Origin of the sequence: Sphingomonas sp. NFX23 (assembly GCF_049887795.1) — a bacterium.
Classification (GTDB): domain Bacteria; phylum Pseudomonadota; class Alphaproteobacteria; order Sphingomonadales; family Sphingomonadaceae; genus Sphingomonas.
Map to the genome: position 1 here is coordinate 38,005 of NZ_JAGEKH010000009.1, position 14,533 is coordinate 52,537.

The following is a 14,533-nucleotide window of genomic DNA, read 5'->3' on the forward strand; positions in this document are numbered from 1 at the left end:
GCTGGTTAGCGGGGCGTCTCGCTCTTCCGCATCGCGGCGCGTGCGCGTTCTTCCTCTTCGGTGTCCATCAGCAGCACCAATATCGACGGTTTGATGCCTTCAGTGAGAGCGCGCGTATCGACGATATGCCGGCCGCCCTTAGTGATCGCGAAGGCGTTGAAGGTCGGCATATTGCCGCCATCCGCGCTCAGGATCGTCGTCCCGCGATCGTGAAACTGAATATCGACGAATCTAGCCGTCCCGTCAGGGCTGTGAGGCTGGAAACTGAAGGTGACGCGGCGACCGTCGCTGGTCTTGGCGCTGAGCGTGAAGTCGCCGTCCGGCAGGTCAATGACCTTGTGCGGCACGTCGTTGAAGCCGGCAAAGCCGATGGCCTCGGCATCAGCCTTCGTCATCACGGGCAGGTCGCGGATGTCAGACATGGTCGTCTCCTCAAGTGAAGGTGGAAAAGCGGGTCCCGCGGCGTCAGCCGCAGGCGTCCATCAGGCGGGTAGCGCCGCCAAAGGCGCGCAGGGCGGCTGCCATTTCGCGGCGGATGTTCGTCTTGTTAGAGACGGTGATCTCGGTCGCGAGACGTTCTCCGGTGGAGGTGGCGTAGCCTTCGGCGAGCGTGCCGCCTTCGGCCTCGATCCGGATCAGGTGGCCACGCCGCGGCGCTGGGCCGACATGGCGGGCAGTAAATTCACCGAGCTTGCCGGTCAGGCCCTTGATCGCCTTGCCCCAACGGATGTGGCCGGCGCCAAGATTGTCGGTGCCGTCATAGCCTCGGTCGAGCCAGCATCGCAGGTGCGCACGCTGTTGTAGGAGCGAGTTTTGCGATCGCTCCATGTTCGCACATAGCGGTAGTGCGCTTGCAAAGGCGTCGACGATGCGAAGGTAGTCGCCCTGTACCGCGATCAGGACGTCATCGATCTCGTGTCCACTGAGGATGGCCCGGAGGGCATCGCCGTGGCTAGGATGCGCGATCATTTCGTCGGCGCGGGAAGCCTTGATCGGCACTTTCGTCTCAACCGGGCAGCCATTCACGACGAAGCCGTCATGGCGGTCGATCGTGACGATCGTCATGGCCTCGGTGCCGGGTCGGGCGCGGATCTCATCGGCGAGGCGCAGACTCGAGACACGCATCAACCCCGGCGTCACCTCTTCGATCGTTGCGTCAGAAACAATCAGCAGACGCCTCGACCACCGCGTTGGGCGGGCATGATCGTTCGGCTTGGGCCAGCTGCTCGGCGCCGGTCGTGCCCTCGGCGGTAGCGGCGCTACCGGGCGTTGATTATCCCGGCGAATGGCGGCGAGGTTGCTGCGGCGCGCGGCGTCAAACAAGTCGGCCTGGTCACCGCCGCCATCGGCAAAACCACGGTCATAGGTCTCGCACTTTGCGTCCTGCCGGCGCGATCCATCGGCGCAAAAGCGATGCTCCCAACCGGCGTCGGCCGCGGTCCACCCGCTCGCGTAGGCAACGGCAAGATCCCAGTCATAGCCGTAGCGATCCCGACCACGCAGGATCGCAATCTCGCTATCTACAATCGTCCCTTCCCGCGCGCGCGATTCAATGAAGGCGAAGTTCCGTGTCTGCCGGTCGGCCTCCGTCCTGGCAGCGATAGCGTCGTTCAATGGCTTCATCGCCGCGATACGTTCGCGTCCCCGTGCCATCCGTTCCTCCAGTGTCGCCGTGGGTGGCAAGTCCGGGTAGGATCGCCAGATCAGGGCCAGCTCAGTTGCCTGTTCGACCGACCGTCCACGCGTCAGCCAGCAACGCATATCGGCGGAATCAAAATAGTCCGGCTCCACGGCCTCGGCATCACGCGGTGACCGGACAAGGGGGAACGCTCCCGCCGGGACGATCCCGGTGGGCTGCGATTGCAGCATCGGCATTGGCTCAATCCTTCAGGGGCTGGGCAGGATTACGCTGCGGTCAGACGTTGGCGTGCGGCCTCCGCCTGTTGCGGAAAGGCCGCTGCGAGGTTGCCGTAAAGGATACCGAAGTCGGCGATCGGGAACGTCCCGTCAGCGTTTGGCCGCGTCGTCAGCAGCGCACCTATCACCAGCTCGACGTGGTCAGGGCGTTCTATCGTGGCGACCGAACCAGCGTAGATGACGGGGGGCGTAAATCCGGCCTCGAGCCATGACCCCAGACCTTCCTCTACCGCCTCGGCATACGCCTGAACGGCTTCGTCTTCCTCGTCCTCGATGTGAAGGGCAAGCGTCCGATAGACGCCAAAGTCATGCCGGTTCGTATGCGGGCCAAGCTTGCAGCCGGCAGGCGGCATACCGTGCCGCGCGATGATCGCCAGCTTGTAGGCGAGGACCTCGAACGTGTTCACCGCCTCGAAGTCCGATGTCTGGCCGAGTTGGGCGCAGTCCTCGTTGGCCGGTGCGCCACCAATATCGATAATGTAGGACATGGGGTATCTCCATCGATCCACCTGGATCGACCTAAACCCCATCCCCCTTCCCTCTAACCGCCGCGAAGCGTGTTGCTCAGGATCGATAAAGGTACGGGCGCACCGCGCGTTGCGCCGGTCCGTCGACAGATCCCAGCGTCTTCAGGCGGTCGGTTTCAAGCGTGGCGCCAAGCGTTTCCGGAAGGTCGGCATAGCGGGCGGCGATCTCGATCGCCGCTGCTGCGGTCGGTAGCTCGTCGGGCTCCGTACCCTGCCATTCGACCATGTCATCTTCGCCTTTCAGGGTCGGGTGAGGACGCAGGACCTGAACGAAAAAGGTGCCAAGCGGACGGTCATAACCGACCGCTACAGTGGTACCGGCGTTGCCGGTAAAAGTATGACGGCTCATCAATTGATCCCCCGATTGGTCAGGAAGCGAGCGTGATCCACGCAAGCTGCCACGGTCGCGGATGCGGCGTAAAGCGGAGTACGCCGGGGACCTGTTCGGCATCACCAGCCAGCCGCTCGACCAGCCAGTCGATATAAAGGATGGCATCGGCCATATCCCCCTCGAGCAGATCGTCGAGCATCGCCGACTGCCGTGCGTGATCCTCGGTGAGCATCGACCAGTCGAGGGCATCTAGGAAACGCTCCCGTCGCTCCATGAAGTGCGCAATGCGCGTGGCGTCAGCTCGTGCAACCGCGAGCGCGTTTTGGATGTGCATGGGCATCACTCCTTCAGGCGGCGATCAGGACCGGGGCGGCAGCCGCGACCGGTCGGACGGCGATCGACAGATCGCGGCGCAGGCGATCAGCAAAGCGGTCCGGCTTCAGCAGATCGGCCATCGGCGCGTAGTGGTTGGGCGGGCTCGTGCTATCGCAGACAGCCCGGTACGCTACCTCCCGACCCTCGTGGCGTGCGCCGATCCTGACAGTGACGGCAAACTCGCCGGCCGCCAGCAGGACATGGCCGGACTGATCGCGTTCGCTCTGAAGCGACACTATCTCGAATGTCCCCGGCGCCAGGCCGATGCAGACGGCGAGGGCGTTCATCGCCTCGGTCGCTTCGATATGAAAACGCTCCTTGGCGCCGGCATCATATTCCACGCCGCGGATTGCGAGCGCCAGCAGTGTCGGGAACCGCTTCAGGTCTGCGAGGCGGCGCGTGCAGGCGTGGCGAAGTACGTCGCGGGCCGCCCGATTGGTCGACACGGTTGCCATGTGACGCGCCAGCAGCACGACGGCGGGGTCGCTGTTGGGATCGACGCCGGCATTGCGGCAGTCGTCGACCGCTTTTCCCATCGCGTGCAGTGTCGCGACGACGGTGGTGAGGGCGCTCGGGTCCAGCGCTTGTTGGTGGCGGAAAGGTACATCGTAAATCATCGACGCATGCTCCGAATGAGGACCGTGCGCTCTTTCGGCGCACACTCTTCACCCCCTCTCTTCTCCCGCGACACCCGGTTCGCGCTCGTATCGTCAGCCCCTCAGGGCTGGGCGCTTGGGCGCGGCTCGGGAAAGATGTTGCCTGATTTTGGCAACATCTTTCCGGCCTCGAGTCGGCCCCCTGCCCTCCGTTTGCTCAGAAGGGGTAGGGCGACGACGTTCCCGATCGTCACGGCATCAGTTCGACCGCAAGTGCGGCGAAGGTATTGACCGGGCGGGAGCTGTCGTAGCGCGCTGCATCACACAGGCCTTTGAAGTCCGGTCCTTCATACTGTGCGAAGCCTAGGTGATCGCAGCCGGTGATGCGCTGCCCGGTGACGCCGACCTGGCCCTTGGGCACCCAGTCGGCCCAATCTCCGGACGCTGAGCGTACCCCGATCTCTCCAATCGCGGCCTCGTAGAGCGCTACCTTCTTCAGGACGTAGCTATCGCTTGGGCTGATAACCTCGCCGGTGAAGGCACCGTATTGCATCGGCCGCCAGTGACGTGCCGTTTGATGGGCAAGGTTGCGCTCGATGTCGAACAGCGGGTCTTTCAGCGCTGCGAACTCGGTCTCGAACCCGATGACTACGAGCGACCAGTTGACGTCTTCCTCGTAGTAGATGCTGTCGAGGCGCAGGGCTTCCGGCATCGCAGCCTGACGCTCATCCGACAGGACGAAGCCACCATGCGAGGGGGTGGTAACGAACCAGATGCCTGGCAGGCGCTGGATCGCGGTATCGGGAGTGTCCCAGAGCGTATGCACGGGCGCGGAGGTCGAAGTGAAAGCGGGCATGATCGTCTCCTTGATCGATGCCCTTCCCCTCCCCCTTCTCTCCCACGCGATTCAGCGCTCTCGGCTACTTTTGCCCCGGGCTTCGCACGAGAGGCGTTCGCCGCGACGCCATTTTGCCGGATCGATGAAGTAGCCGGCATGCACGCCGGCATGTCTGGCCTCGGCGTTTTCATAAGCGGCGAGATAACGCCGGGCACGCTCGGGGTCGCTCTTCAGGTAGCTGGTCGCCGGCACGGCAAGCCCGGCTGCGATCATGCTCTCACCAAGGTCCTGGCCCCCAATCTCGACCGTTCCGATCGGACGACCGTAGCTTTGCTTGCCCGTCAGGCGGATCGTACTGCTTCCTGATTTAAGGAGCTTCGAGGCATAGTCCTGTGCCGCCTTGCCGCACGGCCAGCAGCCATTCGTATTTCGACACAATTGCCGCTTCTCGAAGGCATCGGCCCCAAAAATCCGGACGTCGAACGATACGGTGTCACCGTCGATCGCGCGTCCGTCGGCGCGGATCAGCCCTGGGTCTTCGGCCTGGGAGGCGGCTCCTCCGCAGGCGGCAAGGGCAAGAGCGAGAACAAGGGTCATGCGCATGCGCGGGTGTCCTCGATCAGTCCGGCGGTCGTCTCGACGATCAGCCACGGCTGCAATGGCTCGCCCGTAGCGACGATGTCGGTGTGGATTCCGTCAAGGCGCATCCATGCGGCGACCCTGACGGCGTTGGACCTGCTGCACAGCACACGGCGCAGCGGCGAGAGGGGAGTGTCGGCAGACATGGGGCTATCCATCATGCAGGTGTCGCATACGCGGTAGGGGCCGCGAAGACGGTGCGGTGAACTTTGGTTTCCGGAACGACAGACCAGGCCAAGTCGCGGAAATGCGAGATGCGGTAGTGGCCGTGCCCCTTGTCGCTCCGGAAGGCGATCTTTTCGCCGCGTTTCACGACGATGAACTCGGTGCCGGTATGGCCGTCGCTGAACGAAACCGGGCGGGAAAGTCTGATCCGCATCCCGTTATCGATTTTGCGGGCGTGCAGCCTAGCCGAACGAGGCAACGGCGCCGCCAATCCAGCGCGCTTTCTTTGCTGGTTGGCGACAGGAGACGCAGGATCCGGGCCGGGCATCCGGCCTCGCAGGGTCCCATCGATTCCTCCTGGTCCTTGTACGCAAATACGTATCCGTCTCTGGCCTTGGGGTTCCAGCGGACCAGACACACCAGTGCGATGACGTAGAGCGGCTCGTCGTCTGAAATGATCTCAGCTGCTGCGTACCAGACGCGGTTTCCGACGAACGCGCTGTCGATAACGCGCATGCCGCGCGTGCCGCCACCATCCAGCGCACGGCTGTAGGTGAACTGGTCGTCGAGATAGGCCTCGGGGTTCGGGTGGCCGGCCATGCCGGCGCTGGTCATCGAGAGCCAACCCATGTCGTGTTCTCCGGTTCATGCGGCGAGCCGCGTTTCTGCTGCAGCCTCGGTCGAGAAGGCGCGAAGGTAGGAGAAGGCCTGTTCGGCCTTGGTTGCGGCCAGGAAGATCGCGGTCTTGTCGGCGCGCAACACCCCCAACCAGTTGGCGAGGTAGGAGGCATGGCTGTCGTGCAGCTCGGTCGGGAGGCCAAGATCGCCGCAGATCATGGCCGAGCCAAGCTCAGCGACCAATTCTTCGACGCAATATGCGTTGTCGCCGAAGCGCTTCCCGAAGGTGCGATCGAGCCGGGAGGCATGGCCCGCCCAATGGACGGTCTCGTGCGCCCGAACCGATGCGTATGCGTCGCCTGACTTGAAGCTGCCGGTGTGCGGCATCTGGATATAGTCGAAGGTTGGGTGGAAGAAGGCGCGGTCACCACCGTGACGGACCTTGGCCGGGATACCGCCAAAGAAGGCGTCGATACGATCCTGCCGCTCTGAGATCAGCAAAGGGTTCGGTGCGACCTCGCGCGGGTAGTAATATTCCGGCAGGCCAACGATTTCGTCGGCGTTGAAGACGACATAGGAACGCAGAAAGCGGATCATCTGGTCAGCGGTCGCACCGAGGAGATTGGGCATTCCGGCCTTGCGGAAGGTCGATGCATAGACCGAGAACGATGGTCTCGCATCACGGTTGATCTCGCCGCCCAGTTCGCGGGCCTGACGGGCGGTCATCCAGTAGCGGCTGCGATAGCCGTAGGTGTCGGCGGTCGCCCATAGCCACAGAGCATTTATTCCCGTGTATGGAACGCCCTCATGGCGCAGTGGCCTGCCGCCCTCGCCGGTAACCGACCAGGAGCGTTGCCACGGCAGGGTCCCGGCTTCGAGCCGTGCGATGATGGCGGCGGTGATGTCGGCCGCAATGTCACGGGTTGTAGCGGTCATGACGCTGTCCTCGTTAGCGGTGAGGAAAAGGCACTGCCGGCAGCCGCGAGGTCGCGGGCCGGCAGTGAGGCTGCTCAGAATTGAGCCGTCGTGCCGCTATTCGGCCGCGACGATCTCGTTCACATGGTCATCATTCTGGTGAGCGAGATCGGTCTGGGCGCTGCCGTTCGTCTCGACATCGTCCGGGCCGTCACCGACCAAAGCGGCAAGATCGTCCTCGCCGGTGTCATCGCTGTCCGCCTCAATCAGGTCCGCGAGATCGCCCTGCCCGCCTTCGTCTTCGCTCTCACCCGCGACGACGGTGTCGCTGAAGCGCATCGCGGTCGGCACCCATTTCAGGGCAGCTTCCTTGACGTCGGTCTCGACGATCGCTTCGCCAGCGAAGAGTTTCTGGCAGGATGCCGAGATCTCGGTCTTCTTCTCGCTGGCGTGGCGGCTCGACAGCGCGGGGCCCCCGACCTCGTGAAGCAGCGAGATCAACGACCCCTTGGAAACCCGGTCGAAGAAGTTCTCCGACGTCGGGCGCCACCAGCTGGCGACATCGACCTCGAGGATGCTGGCCATGCGGCCGTGGAGCGGGTTCTGGCGATTGGAGCCGTAGGACTCCTTGGCCTCCAGTGACGTCGCGACGATGTAGGCCAGCCATGCGCTCTTCACCTCGTCGCCGAGCGCGCGGAATGCCTCGAACCGCATAACCTTGTTGTCGGATCCGCCCCACGATTCATCGAGCCCGTCCCGTACCTCGGCGAGGTAGTCGCGCGCGCGCGATCCCGGCATGTTGGTCGACAGGATCGGATCCTGCGGGGCATGGGCGCTGATCGTCGTGCCGTCGTTCGACGAGGTGCCGCGCCGTGCATCCACCATAGCGAACAGCATATAGTCCAGCGCCAGGCCGGGACTGGCGATCAACGACGCCGCCAGGACATCGCGACGCTGCATCGCGAGTTGGTCGCTCAGGACCTGGCTGAGTGCCTTGCCGCCCGGCGCTGCGTTATCGGGGTCGACCTCCTTGGGACTGCCTGCCGTCACCGGCGTCGCCGCGCCTTCCTCGATGCGGAAGGTCGGCTCCGCCCGGACCCGTTCCGAGCCTTCGCCCTCGCCGTCGGCAACCCCGTCGTCCGTCTCGTCGGTCTCCCCGTTATCGCCTTCGACCGGTTCCGGCTCGACCACCGTCACGCGGATCGGCGTTTCGCTGTAATAGGTCTCATCCAGGACCATCGTACCGGTCTGCGACAGCGTCAGAAACGCGCCGACCCGCGACACGAGTTCAGCGGGGAGTACCGAGGGGCGACGTTGCAGCGCTTCGAGTTCCTCGCCAAGAGCATCATGCTCTGCGTCGCAAGCGGTGAACGCCTCTTCGGTAAGTTCGTCGTTCTCCATCTCCTGCTGCAGTTCGCCCATGCGCTGCTCGATCTCGTCTACGCGCTGTGCCTCGGCCGGCGACATCGGCTGGACCGGCAGGGCGATGCGATGGAGGCCGCGGGCCGCATCCCAGGTGCTGTGGCTGGCGACAGGCCGGATCCAGGCAAGACCGCGTTCCTCGCCGATACGCTTGGCTTCCGCTTCCATCATCGCGGCCGCGAGGGTCTGTGCGATCTCGGGGTTGGTCCAGCGCTCGCCGGCGTTGCTGAACAGGTCACGGTCGACGACGCCGCCTGCGGCCTCGTAGGATTCGACGCCGACCAGGAGTGCGATCGGATCGTTGGCCCGCATCGTGTCGTTGGCGATGACGCGGCGGATGGCGTCGGCGTTGTAGTGAACCATCGAGCTATAGGTCTGCCAGACGCGCAACTGACGCTCATGACTGCCGGTCGAGGCGTAAGCCTTGGCCATGTCGAGGGTCAGTTCGCCGTTCGCGAGAGCAGAGAAGATCGGCTCGGCAAGATCGGCGAGGCGGAGGCGACCGTCGATGAAGCGCCGGGTAACGCCAAACCGCTTGGCCACAGCGTCGATGTCGGTGCTGCCGTTCAAGAAATGCTGGAAGGCGCGGCATTCCTCGGCCGGGCTGAGCTTCATGTGATGGAAGCTTACCGCGAGCGAGGTTTCGGTCAGTTCGGCATCGTCACCCTTCAGGACACGTACCGGCACGTCATACTCGTCGGGATTGATGACGCCACGAGCGACCAGCATGTTCAGCGCACGCCAGCGCCGGCCGCCATCGAACACCTCGAACGTCCCGCGTGGCCGCGAGACCGGCGTGACGAGCAGGTTCTGGAGGACGCCGCGGGCTTCGAGGTCGGCTGCGAACGGCTCGATCTGCAGCGATTCATCAGGGGCGGTGCGGACGTTGCTGGCGGAGAGGCGGAGCTTCGAGAGTTTCACGGACTGGATCATGGGAAATCACCCTTCGTTTTTTTCAGTATCCGATACTTTCGGACACCATTTCCCTTCCCCCTTCCCTCTCTCTGTCGCTTTGGATGTCTTGGCACAGTTCAATGATATTGTTCGATTAAGTATTGTCAGGGATACCGATCGTACTATCTAGCGACGATCCCCAAACAGCTTTCTACCTATATGCGGAAAATATGATGATTGATTATACCAATTCGATCGAACTCGCAACCGAGTTGACCATTGCCTGGCTGGCTAATCCAAATACGCGGACAACTGCTGACGATGTCCCTGCATTTCTGCAGTCGATGCATGCAGCTGTCTCGAAGCTCGGCGGTGAGCAGAGCGTTGATGCTCAGGAAGCGCCGGCTCAGGAGTACACGCCTGCTGTGACGGCACGAAAGTCGCTTGCCAGCAAGGAGCACATCATCAGCATGATCGATGGTAAGCCATATAAGACGCTGCGTCGTCACCTCGCCACCAACGGCATGACCCCGGCGGAGTACCGCGAACGGTACAACCTGAAGGCGGATTACCCGATGGTGGCGGAGGCTTACAGCGAGAGCCGTCGTGCCATGGCCAAAAAGATCGGCCTTGGCCGTAAACCTGGCCAGACTGTTCAGAAGGCCGAAGACACTGCACCTGCCAAGCCGCGTCGCAACGCCAAGGCCGCAGCAACTACTGACGCTGAGTAATCAGTCTTCCGGATCGGCGCGTGGTCGGATGCCTCGCGCCGATGCCCTGCCATATGTACTCTACGTTCAGACCATAAAATAAAAGTCAGCCACTAATGGCTTGAACCTTAAAGTTGGACAGCCCCGCCAGCAGGGGTCGCACTCATCCGGTTTGCCGCTAGCGGCGTGTAACAATGAGACATTCGACCACCCCCTTCCAGTTGTTGAACAGTAAGTCGGATATGGGTGCCTGCGCAGAACGTTCAGTGATTTCAATCACATACCCGCACGCCCCCTCCGCAAGCGGTGTGACTGCTGCCATCGCTTGGTCGCTATTGTCAGGCCGTTTTGAGGATCCGGCCCAGCACGGTCTCGGCGTCGCTTGCGGGCACGAAGACGCGCGTTCGGTAGGCGATGATCTCGGAGAAGCATCCAAGCGATTTCAGCCAGGGCAGCTGCGAGGCGGGTGCGTCAACGATCTCCACCCTCGGCTTGCCGTTCACGATCGAGCGCCGGAGCGTCATCGGGAACGGCCGCACGACGTCGACACTGCGGCCTGAAAGGACCGATCGTGTGATCGCCTCGACCGGTAGATCGTCGGTCTTGGCGATGCCGAGCTTGGTATAGAGCTGGACGACGTGCTGGTCGAACACGAGACGGCCTAGCCACGAATTGCCATGGGCGTCCGCAATCCGGTTCACCGCGAGATGGTCCGACGGCAGCGCCGACCAGATTGGTAGCAGCAGGCCGGTTGCCAGTCTGATCGTCTCGGTATCGACCTGACCTGCCGCCTCGATGACCTCAGCGCTCCATCTGGCCTCGAAGGTCTCCCGGTCGACAACGTCCCATGCCGTCTCCAGCAGATCGGCCTCGCGCAGATACTCACGTCGGCAGGGACGCTGCAGTTCGATGCGCGCGATCGGCTGACCATCGTCGTCCATCCACGACCGTGCCCGGGTCCGGAGCGCGACGCGCCCCGACCGGGCGTTGACCACGAACGCGACGTCGTCCTGCCATTTGGCGAGGTCGAGGATACGTTCGAGCGAGATGGGATTCTTGCGGCGGGCGATCCCGATCGTGAGAAGGTGCGAGGTTGCGCCCGACAGAGGATCGGTGCGCAACAGCGTGTCGTCGAGGACCGTCGCGGTATCCGCCGTGATCGTCTCGACGCCGACATCGAGCGTGCCGGCTTCGCGAGCTGCTGCGACGCGGGTTTCGACGAGTGCCAGGAATTCGTCGAAGATCAGGTTCTGGAGCCCGATCGGCAGCGCAAGCAGACGGTTCAGCCAGCGCTGGATGGGCGGCAGCTCTCCCTTCAGGACGCCGTCATTGTCGTGCAGCTCGAGGCCGGTGCGCGAGCAGAAGTCGTCCATCGTCGTGCTGGTCAGCTTGCCGCCATCGAGGAGCGCAAACCATGTCAGGAGTGCATCCTTGGCATACTCGCTTTCGAGATTGTCGGCTGGATCAAACAGGTTTTGCCCGCCGGTCTGCCGCTGGCCGCGCGTGAGGGCGCCAAGGCTGTCGAGGCGCCGCGCGATCGTCGATGTGAAGCGCAGCTCGCCCTTGCAGTCGGTGGTCACCGGCCGGAACAGCGGTGTCGTCGCCTGATGGGTACGGTGCGTGCGACCAAGCCCCTGGATCGCGCGATCGGCACGCCAGCCAGGTTCGAGCAGGAAGTGGGCGCGCTGCTGCTGGTTCTTGGCATCGAGGCTGGCATGGTACGAGCGCCCGGTGCCGCCAGCGTCAGAGAACACCAGCACCCGCTTCGTGCCCGCCATGAACGCCGCGGCCTCAACCTGCGAGGACCGCCCCGAGCGGGTCTCGATCTTCTGGCGACCGTCCGACGTCGGTACGAGACGCCGCGAGCGCCCCGTCACCTCGGCCACCATGTCGGTGCCGAAATGCTCGATCAGCGCGTCGAGTGCGGATTTGATTGGAGGCAGTGCACAGATGTGCTCGAGCATCTGGTCGCGGGCAGCGAGCGCGTCGGGGTTATGGACCGGGTTGCCAAACTCATCGCTCATCGGCGCCGAGCGCGCGGTACCGGTGTCGTCGGTATAGGTCTGCATCTGCCGCGTCGGGAACGCCCGCATCAGATAATCGGCAATATACTCGGTCGGTGACAAATCTATCGTAGGATCCGCACGCTCGTCGGCCGACATCTGAGCCAGGCGTCGATCGAGGATCGCCTCGGCAGTCGTGACCAGCTGCAGCACCACCGACTGGTCAGCCTTTAGATGCTGTTCGACCGCGGCGATGACCGTCGGCAGCTTCATCGAGAGCAGGACCTGACCGAAGAAGCGCTGCTTGGTCGATTCCAGCCGTGAGCGTGCCGAGGCCTTGGCACCGCTGTTGAGCGTCGTCTTTTCGAACCCGTCGACGACGCCGGTCAGTTCCAGCGCCTCTTCCATGTTCTGGTGAATGACGCTCCAGGCCTTGGCATAGGTGTCGTAGATCTCGATCTGCGCCGGCGTCAGTGCGTGCCGCAGCACGTCGTACTCGACGCCGGCGAAGCTCAGCGCGCGCGAGGTATAGAGACCGAGCGCCTTCAGGTCGCGCGCCACCAGTTCCATCGCTGCGATCCCGCCCTTGCGAATTTCGGCAATGAACGCCTCGCGGTCTGCGAACGCGGTGTCGGGTCCCCACAGGCCAAGCCGCACTGCGTAGGCGAGGTTGTTCACATCGGATGCGCCGGTTGCCGAGGCGTAGAGGACCCGGGCGCCGGGCAAGTTGTTCTGCAGCAGCACGCCGCAGATGCCCTGCTGGGATCCTTCTTTTTTGCCCATGGCACCCTCGCCACCGGCAACGCCGCCCATCTCGTGCGCCTCGTCGAATGCGATCACTCCGTCGAAGTCGGAGCCTGCCCAATCGAGGATCTGCTGCAGGCGGCTATGGTCGGAACGCATCGAGCGCAGCGTCGGGTAGGTGACGAAGAGCACGCCCTCGTCCAGTTTGATCGGCTGGTCGATCCTCCAGTTGGAGACAGGCTGTACGTCGCCCGACATGCCACCGAGCGCTGTCCAGTCGCGACGCGCATCTTCGAGCAGCGGTTCGTTCTTTGACACCCATATATGCCGGCGACGACCCTGTAGCCAATTATCGAGGATGCACGCTGCGACCTGTCGGCCCTTGCCCGCCCCAGTGCCATCGCCCAAAAAGAAGCCCTTCCGGTAACGGCTGCCCTCGGGATCGATGGTGAGCCCGACGCCCTCCTTGGCAGGCTTGAACGACCCGGGGAGCAGCTGACCCCAGGCATGGCCCGCATAGACCACGGTCTCGAGCTGCGATGACGACAGCATCCGCTCCGTCACCGTGCGCTCCGGAAGGTGGGCAATGTGCGTCGGAATGGGTGCGGGTATCGAACCCATCGCCACTGATTCCACAAGCGCGGTCGGGTGGTCGCCGGCGATGTCGAACACGATCCGGCTTGGCCGGTAGGGCAGATAGCAACCGACCTGGTCGGCCAGCGGTGCGGCCGTCGCCAGGGTTCTGTAGCTGACCGGCAGTACGTTGTTGCGCACCGGTGCATGATAGGTGCGTGCAACAGTAGCCTGAGCCTTGCGGGCCGCGCCGAACAGGCTGGGTTTGACCACCGGCAGCGCCGCTATCGGGGTATCAGCCACCAGCGACGCCCGCGGCGGGATGGTCACGGCGTCGAGGAAACCCGCGACCGAACTGCGCTGGATGACAGTGTGTGAGGTGCCGCCTGCCACCTTGTCGATGACGTAAAGTCGTACCGCAATATCGGTGCCGTGCTTGCGGTAGCAATGCTCAAGCCGCAGCGAGGTGCGAACCGTGCAGCCGGTCAGCACCGCCTCATAGGCCGCTTTCAGCCGTGCGCTGGGCGCGAACCAGTCGGGCATGATCGCTACCACTCGGCCGCCCTTTGCGACCCTGCGGATCGCTGCCTGGAGATGGCGAAGTGCAGCAAGATCGTCGGCGCCGCGACCGACGCTGCGTGAGAAGGGCGGATTCATCACCACTACGGTCGGCTTCGGCAGTCGTGCGTGCAGACTGACCAGCGCCGCTCCGTCGTGACCGGTGACGATCGCGTCCGGGAAAATGCCGGCAAGACGGTCGCGGCGTTTGGTGTCGATTTCGTTCAGTTGCAGGCTGGCGCACGCCGGTGCCTGGACGATCAGCAAGCCGTTGCCGGCGCTGGGTTCGAGCACGATGTCGTTTGGACCGATCGCGGCCATCAGAACGGTGATCGCCGCGATATCGACCGGCGTCGAGAATTGCTGAAGGTCGATCTGCTCTTCGCTGCGGACCGTCTGGGTCGGCAGCATCGCCATAACCGCCGACGCCTGTGCCACGTCAGCCATGCCGTTGAGCTGGTACGGCCTCGACGCGAGATGGAGCGCAATGCCGTGTTCGAGCATCTCGAAGCTGTCGCGCTGCGTCCAATGACCGTCGGCGTCCGAGCCGCCGAATGTCGCAGTCATTGCCTCGTTCAGATCGCGGCGGGCGATCGGCGTGCCCGATGCCAGCAACCCGGCAATGCGTGCCGCTGCACTGTGATCGGTGACGGGCGGAAGATCGAGCAAATCGAACATGGCAGGTTCCCTCAGGTTACGCTGCCAATC

At 63.6% G+C, this 14,533-nt stretch carries 15 protein-coding genes; 1 reads left to right on the forward strand and 14 read right to left on the reverse strand.

Translation table 11 applies throughout. The features are described from left to right. Positions 1-5: 5 nt before the first annotated feature. The 13 genes from J4O76_RS21195 to J4O76_RS21255 form a co-directional block, all read right to left on the reverse strand. Entirely contained in the window at positions 6-422 is a 417-nt protein-coding gene (locus J4O76_RS21195; protein ID WP_426284047.1) for a hypothetical protein, read from the reverse strand. A 43-nt stretch (positions 423-465) separates the two neighbouring features. Next, positions 466-1,875 carry a hypothetical protein gene (locus J4O76_RS21200; RefSeq protein ID WP_426284049.1) on the reverse strand — a complete coding sequence of 470 codons (1,410 nt, stop codon included), beginning with the start codon at positions 1,873-1,875 and terminating at the stop codon, positions 466-468. A 29-nt stretch (positions 1,876-1,904) separates the two neighbouring features. Further along, a complete protein-coding gene (locus tag J4O76_RS21205) occupies positions 1,905-2,405 on the reverse strand; it encodes a hypothetical protein (protein ID WP_426284051.1) in 501 nt (166 codons plus the stop codon). A 76-nt stretch (positions 2,406-2,481) separates the two neighbouring features. Beyond that, positions 2,482-2,793, reverse strand: coding sequence for a hypothetical protein (locus tag J4O76_RS21210; protein WP_426284052.1), 312 nt, complete (start codon positions 2,791-2,793; stop codon positions 2,482-2,484). A gap of 19 nt (positions 2,794-2,812) precedes the next feature. Beyond that, positions 2,813-3,109, reverse strand: coding sequence for a hypothetical protein (locus J4O76_RS21215; protein ID WP_426284053.1), 297 nt, complete (start codon positions 3,107-3,109; stop codon positions 2,813-2,815). A 13-nt stretch (positions 3,110-3,122) separates the two neighbouring features. Beyond that, entirely contained in the window at positions 3,123-3,767 is a 645-nt protein-coding gene (locus J4O76_RS21220) for a hypothetical protein (RefSeq protein ID WP_426284054.1), read from the reverse strand. Between the two features lie 229 nt (positions 3,768-3,996). Further along, entirely contained in the window at positions 3,997-4,602 is a 606-nt protein-coding gene (locus tag J4O76_RS21225) for a DUF7007 domain-containing protein (RefSeq protein ID WP_426284055.1), read from the reverse strand. Between the two features lie 51 nt (positions 4,603-4,653). Beyond that, complete coding sequence (locus J4O76_RS21230) at positions 4,654-5,187, reverse strand: thermonuclease family protein (RefSeq protein WP_426284056.1); 534 nt, start codon at positions 5,185-5,187, stop codon at positions 4,654-4,656. Further along, positions 5,178-5,369: a hypothetical protein gene (locus J4O76_RS21235; RefSeq protein WP_426284057.1), complete on the reverse strand. Its 192-nt coding sequence runs from the start codon at positions 5,367-5,369 to the stop codon at positions 5,178-5,180. Before J4O76_RS21235 ends, J4O76_RS21230 begins: the two co-directional genes overlap by 10 nt. 11 nt (positions 5,370-5,380) lie before the next feature. Next, positions 5,381-5,602 carry a DUF6927 domain-containing protein gene (locus J4O76_RS21240; protein ID WP_426284190.1) on the reverse strand — a complete coding sequence of 74 codons (222 nt, stop codon included), beginning with the start codon at positions 5,600-5,602 and terminating at the stop codon, positions 5,381-5,383. Beyond that, positions 5,533-6,003, reverse strand: coding sequence for a DUF6927 domain-containing protein (locus tag J4O76_RS21245; protein WP_426284201.1), 471 nt, complete (start codon positions 6,001-6,003; stop codon positions 5,533-5,535). Before J4O76_RS21245 ends, J4O76_RS21240 begins: the two co-directional genes overlap by 70 nt. A 30-nt stretch (positions 6,004-6,033) precedes the next feature. Next, on the reverse strand, positions 6,034-6,942 hold the full coding sequence (locus J4O76_RS21250; protein WP_426284059.1) for an ArdC family protein: 909 nt from the start codon (positions 6,940-6,942) through the stop codon (positions 6,034-6,036). A 96-nt stretch (positions 6,943-7,038) separates the two neighbouring features. Continuing rightward, positions 7,039-9,276, reverse strand: coding sequence for a ParB/RepB/Spo0J family partition protein (locus tag J4O76_RS21255; protein ID WP_426284060.1), 2,238 nt, complete (start codon positions 9,274-9,276; stop codon positions 7,039-7,041). A gap of 191 nt (positions 9,277-9,467) precedes the next feature. Here J4O76_RS21255 and J4O76_RS21260 point away from each other — a divergent pair, with 191 nt between their 5' ends. Next, positions 9,468-9,968: a MucR family transcriptional regulator gene (locus tag J4O76_RS21260; protein ID WP_426284061.1), complete on the forward strand. Its 501-nt coding sequence runs from the start codon at positions 9,468-9,470 to the stop codon at positions 9,966-9,968. A 317-nt stretch (positions 9,969-10,285) separates the two neighbouring features. On the opposite strand, the gene J4O76_RS21265 is transcribed toward J4O76_RS21260, so the two are convergent. Next, a complete protein-coding gene (locus J4O76_RS21265; protein WP_426284062.1) occupies positions 10,286-14,503 on the reverse strand; it encodes a strawberry notch-like NTP hydrolase domain-containing protein in 4,218 nt (1,405 codons plus the stop codon). Positions 14,504-14,533: the final 30 nt, after the last annotated feature.

Bases quoted from the DNA above. Each gene is read 5' to 3' on its own strand.
- J4O76_RS21230 (WP_426284056.1), bottom strand. From the start codon at position 5,187: ATGCGCATGACCCTTGTTCTCGCTCTTGCCCTTGCCGCCTGCGGAGGA.
- J4O76_RS21225 (WP_426284055.1), bottom strand. From the start codon at position 4,602: ATGCCCGCTTTCACTTCGACCTCCGCGCCCGTGCATACGCTCTGGGAC.
- J4O76_RS21265 (WP_426284062.1), bottom strand. From the start codon at position 14,503: ATGTTCGATTTGCTCGATCTTCCGCCCGTCACCGATCACAGTGCAGCG.
- J4O76_RS21245 (WP_426284201.1), bottom strand. From the start codon at position 6,003: ATGACCAGCGCCGGCATGGCCGGCCACCCGAACCCCGAGGCCTATCTC.
- J4O76_RS21195 (WP_426284047.1), bottom strand. From the start codon at position 422: ATGTCTGACATCCGCGACCTGCCCGTGATGACGAAGGCTGATGCCGAG.
- J4O76_RS21205 (WP_426284051.1), bottom strand. From the start codon at position 2,405: ATGTCCTACATTATCGATATTGGTGGCGCACCGGCCAACGAGGACTGC.
- J4O76_RS21260 (WP_426284061.1), top strand. From the start codon at position 9,468: ATGATGATTGATTATACCAATTCGATCGAACTCGCAACCGAGTTGACC.
- J4O76_RS21200 (WP_426284049.1), bottom strand. From the start codon at position 1,875: ATGCCGATGCTGCAATCGCAGCCCACCGGGATCGTCCCGGCGGGAGCG.
- J4O76_RS21240 (WP_426284190.1), bottom strand. From the start codon at position 5,602: ATGCGGATCAGACTTTCCCGCCCGGTTTCGTTCAGCGACGGCCATACC.
- J4O76_RS21250 (WP_426284059.1), bottom strand. From the start codon at position 6,942: ATGACCGCTACAACCCGTGACATTGCGGCCGACATCACCGCCGCCATC.
- J4O76_RS21255 (WP_426284060.1), bottom strand. From the start codon at position 9,276: ATGATCCAGTCCGTGAAACTCTCGAAGCTCCGCCTCTCCGCCAGCAAC.
- J4O76_RS21215 (WP_426284053.1), bottom strand. From the start codon at position 3,109: ATGCACATCCAAAACGCGCTCGCGGTTGCACGAGCTGACGCCACGCGC.
- J4O76_RS21235 (WP_426284057.1), bottom strand. From the start codon at position 5,369: ATGTCTGCCGACACTCCCCTCTCGCCGCTGCGCCGTGTGCTGTGCAGC.
- J4O76_RS21220 (WP_426284054.1), bottom strand. From the start codon at position 3,767: ATGATTTACGATGTACCTTTCCGCCACCAACAAGCGCTGGACCCGAGC.
- J4O76_RS21210 (WP_426284052.1), bottom strand. From the start codon at position 2,793: ATGAGCCGTCATACTTTTACCGGCAACGCCGGTACCACTGTAGCGGTC.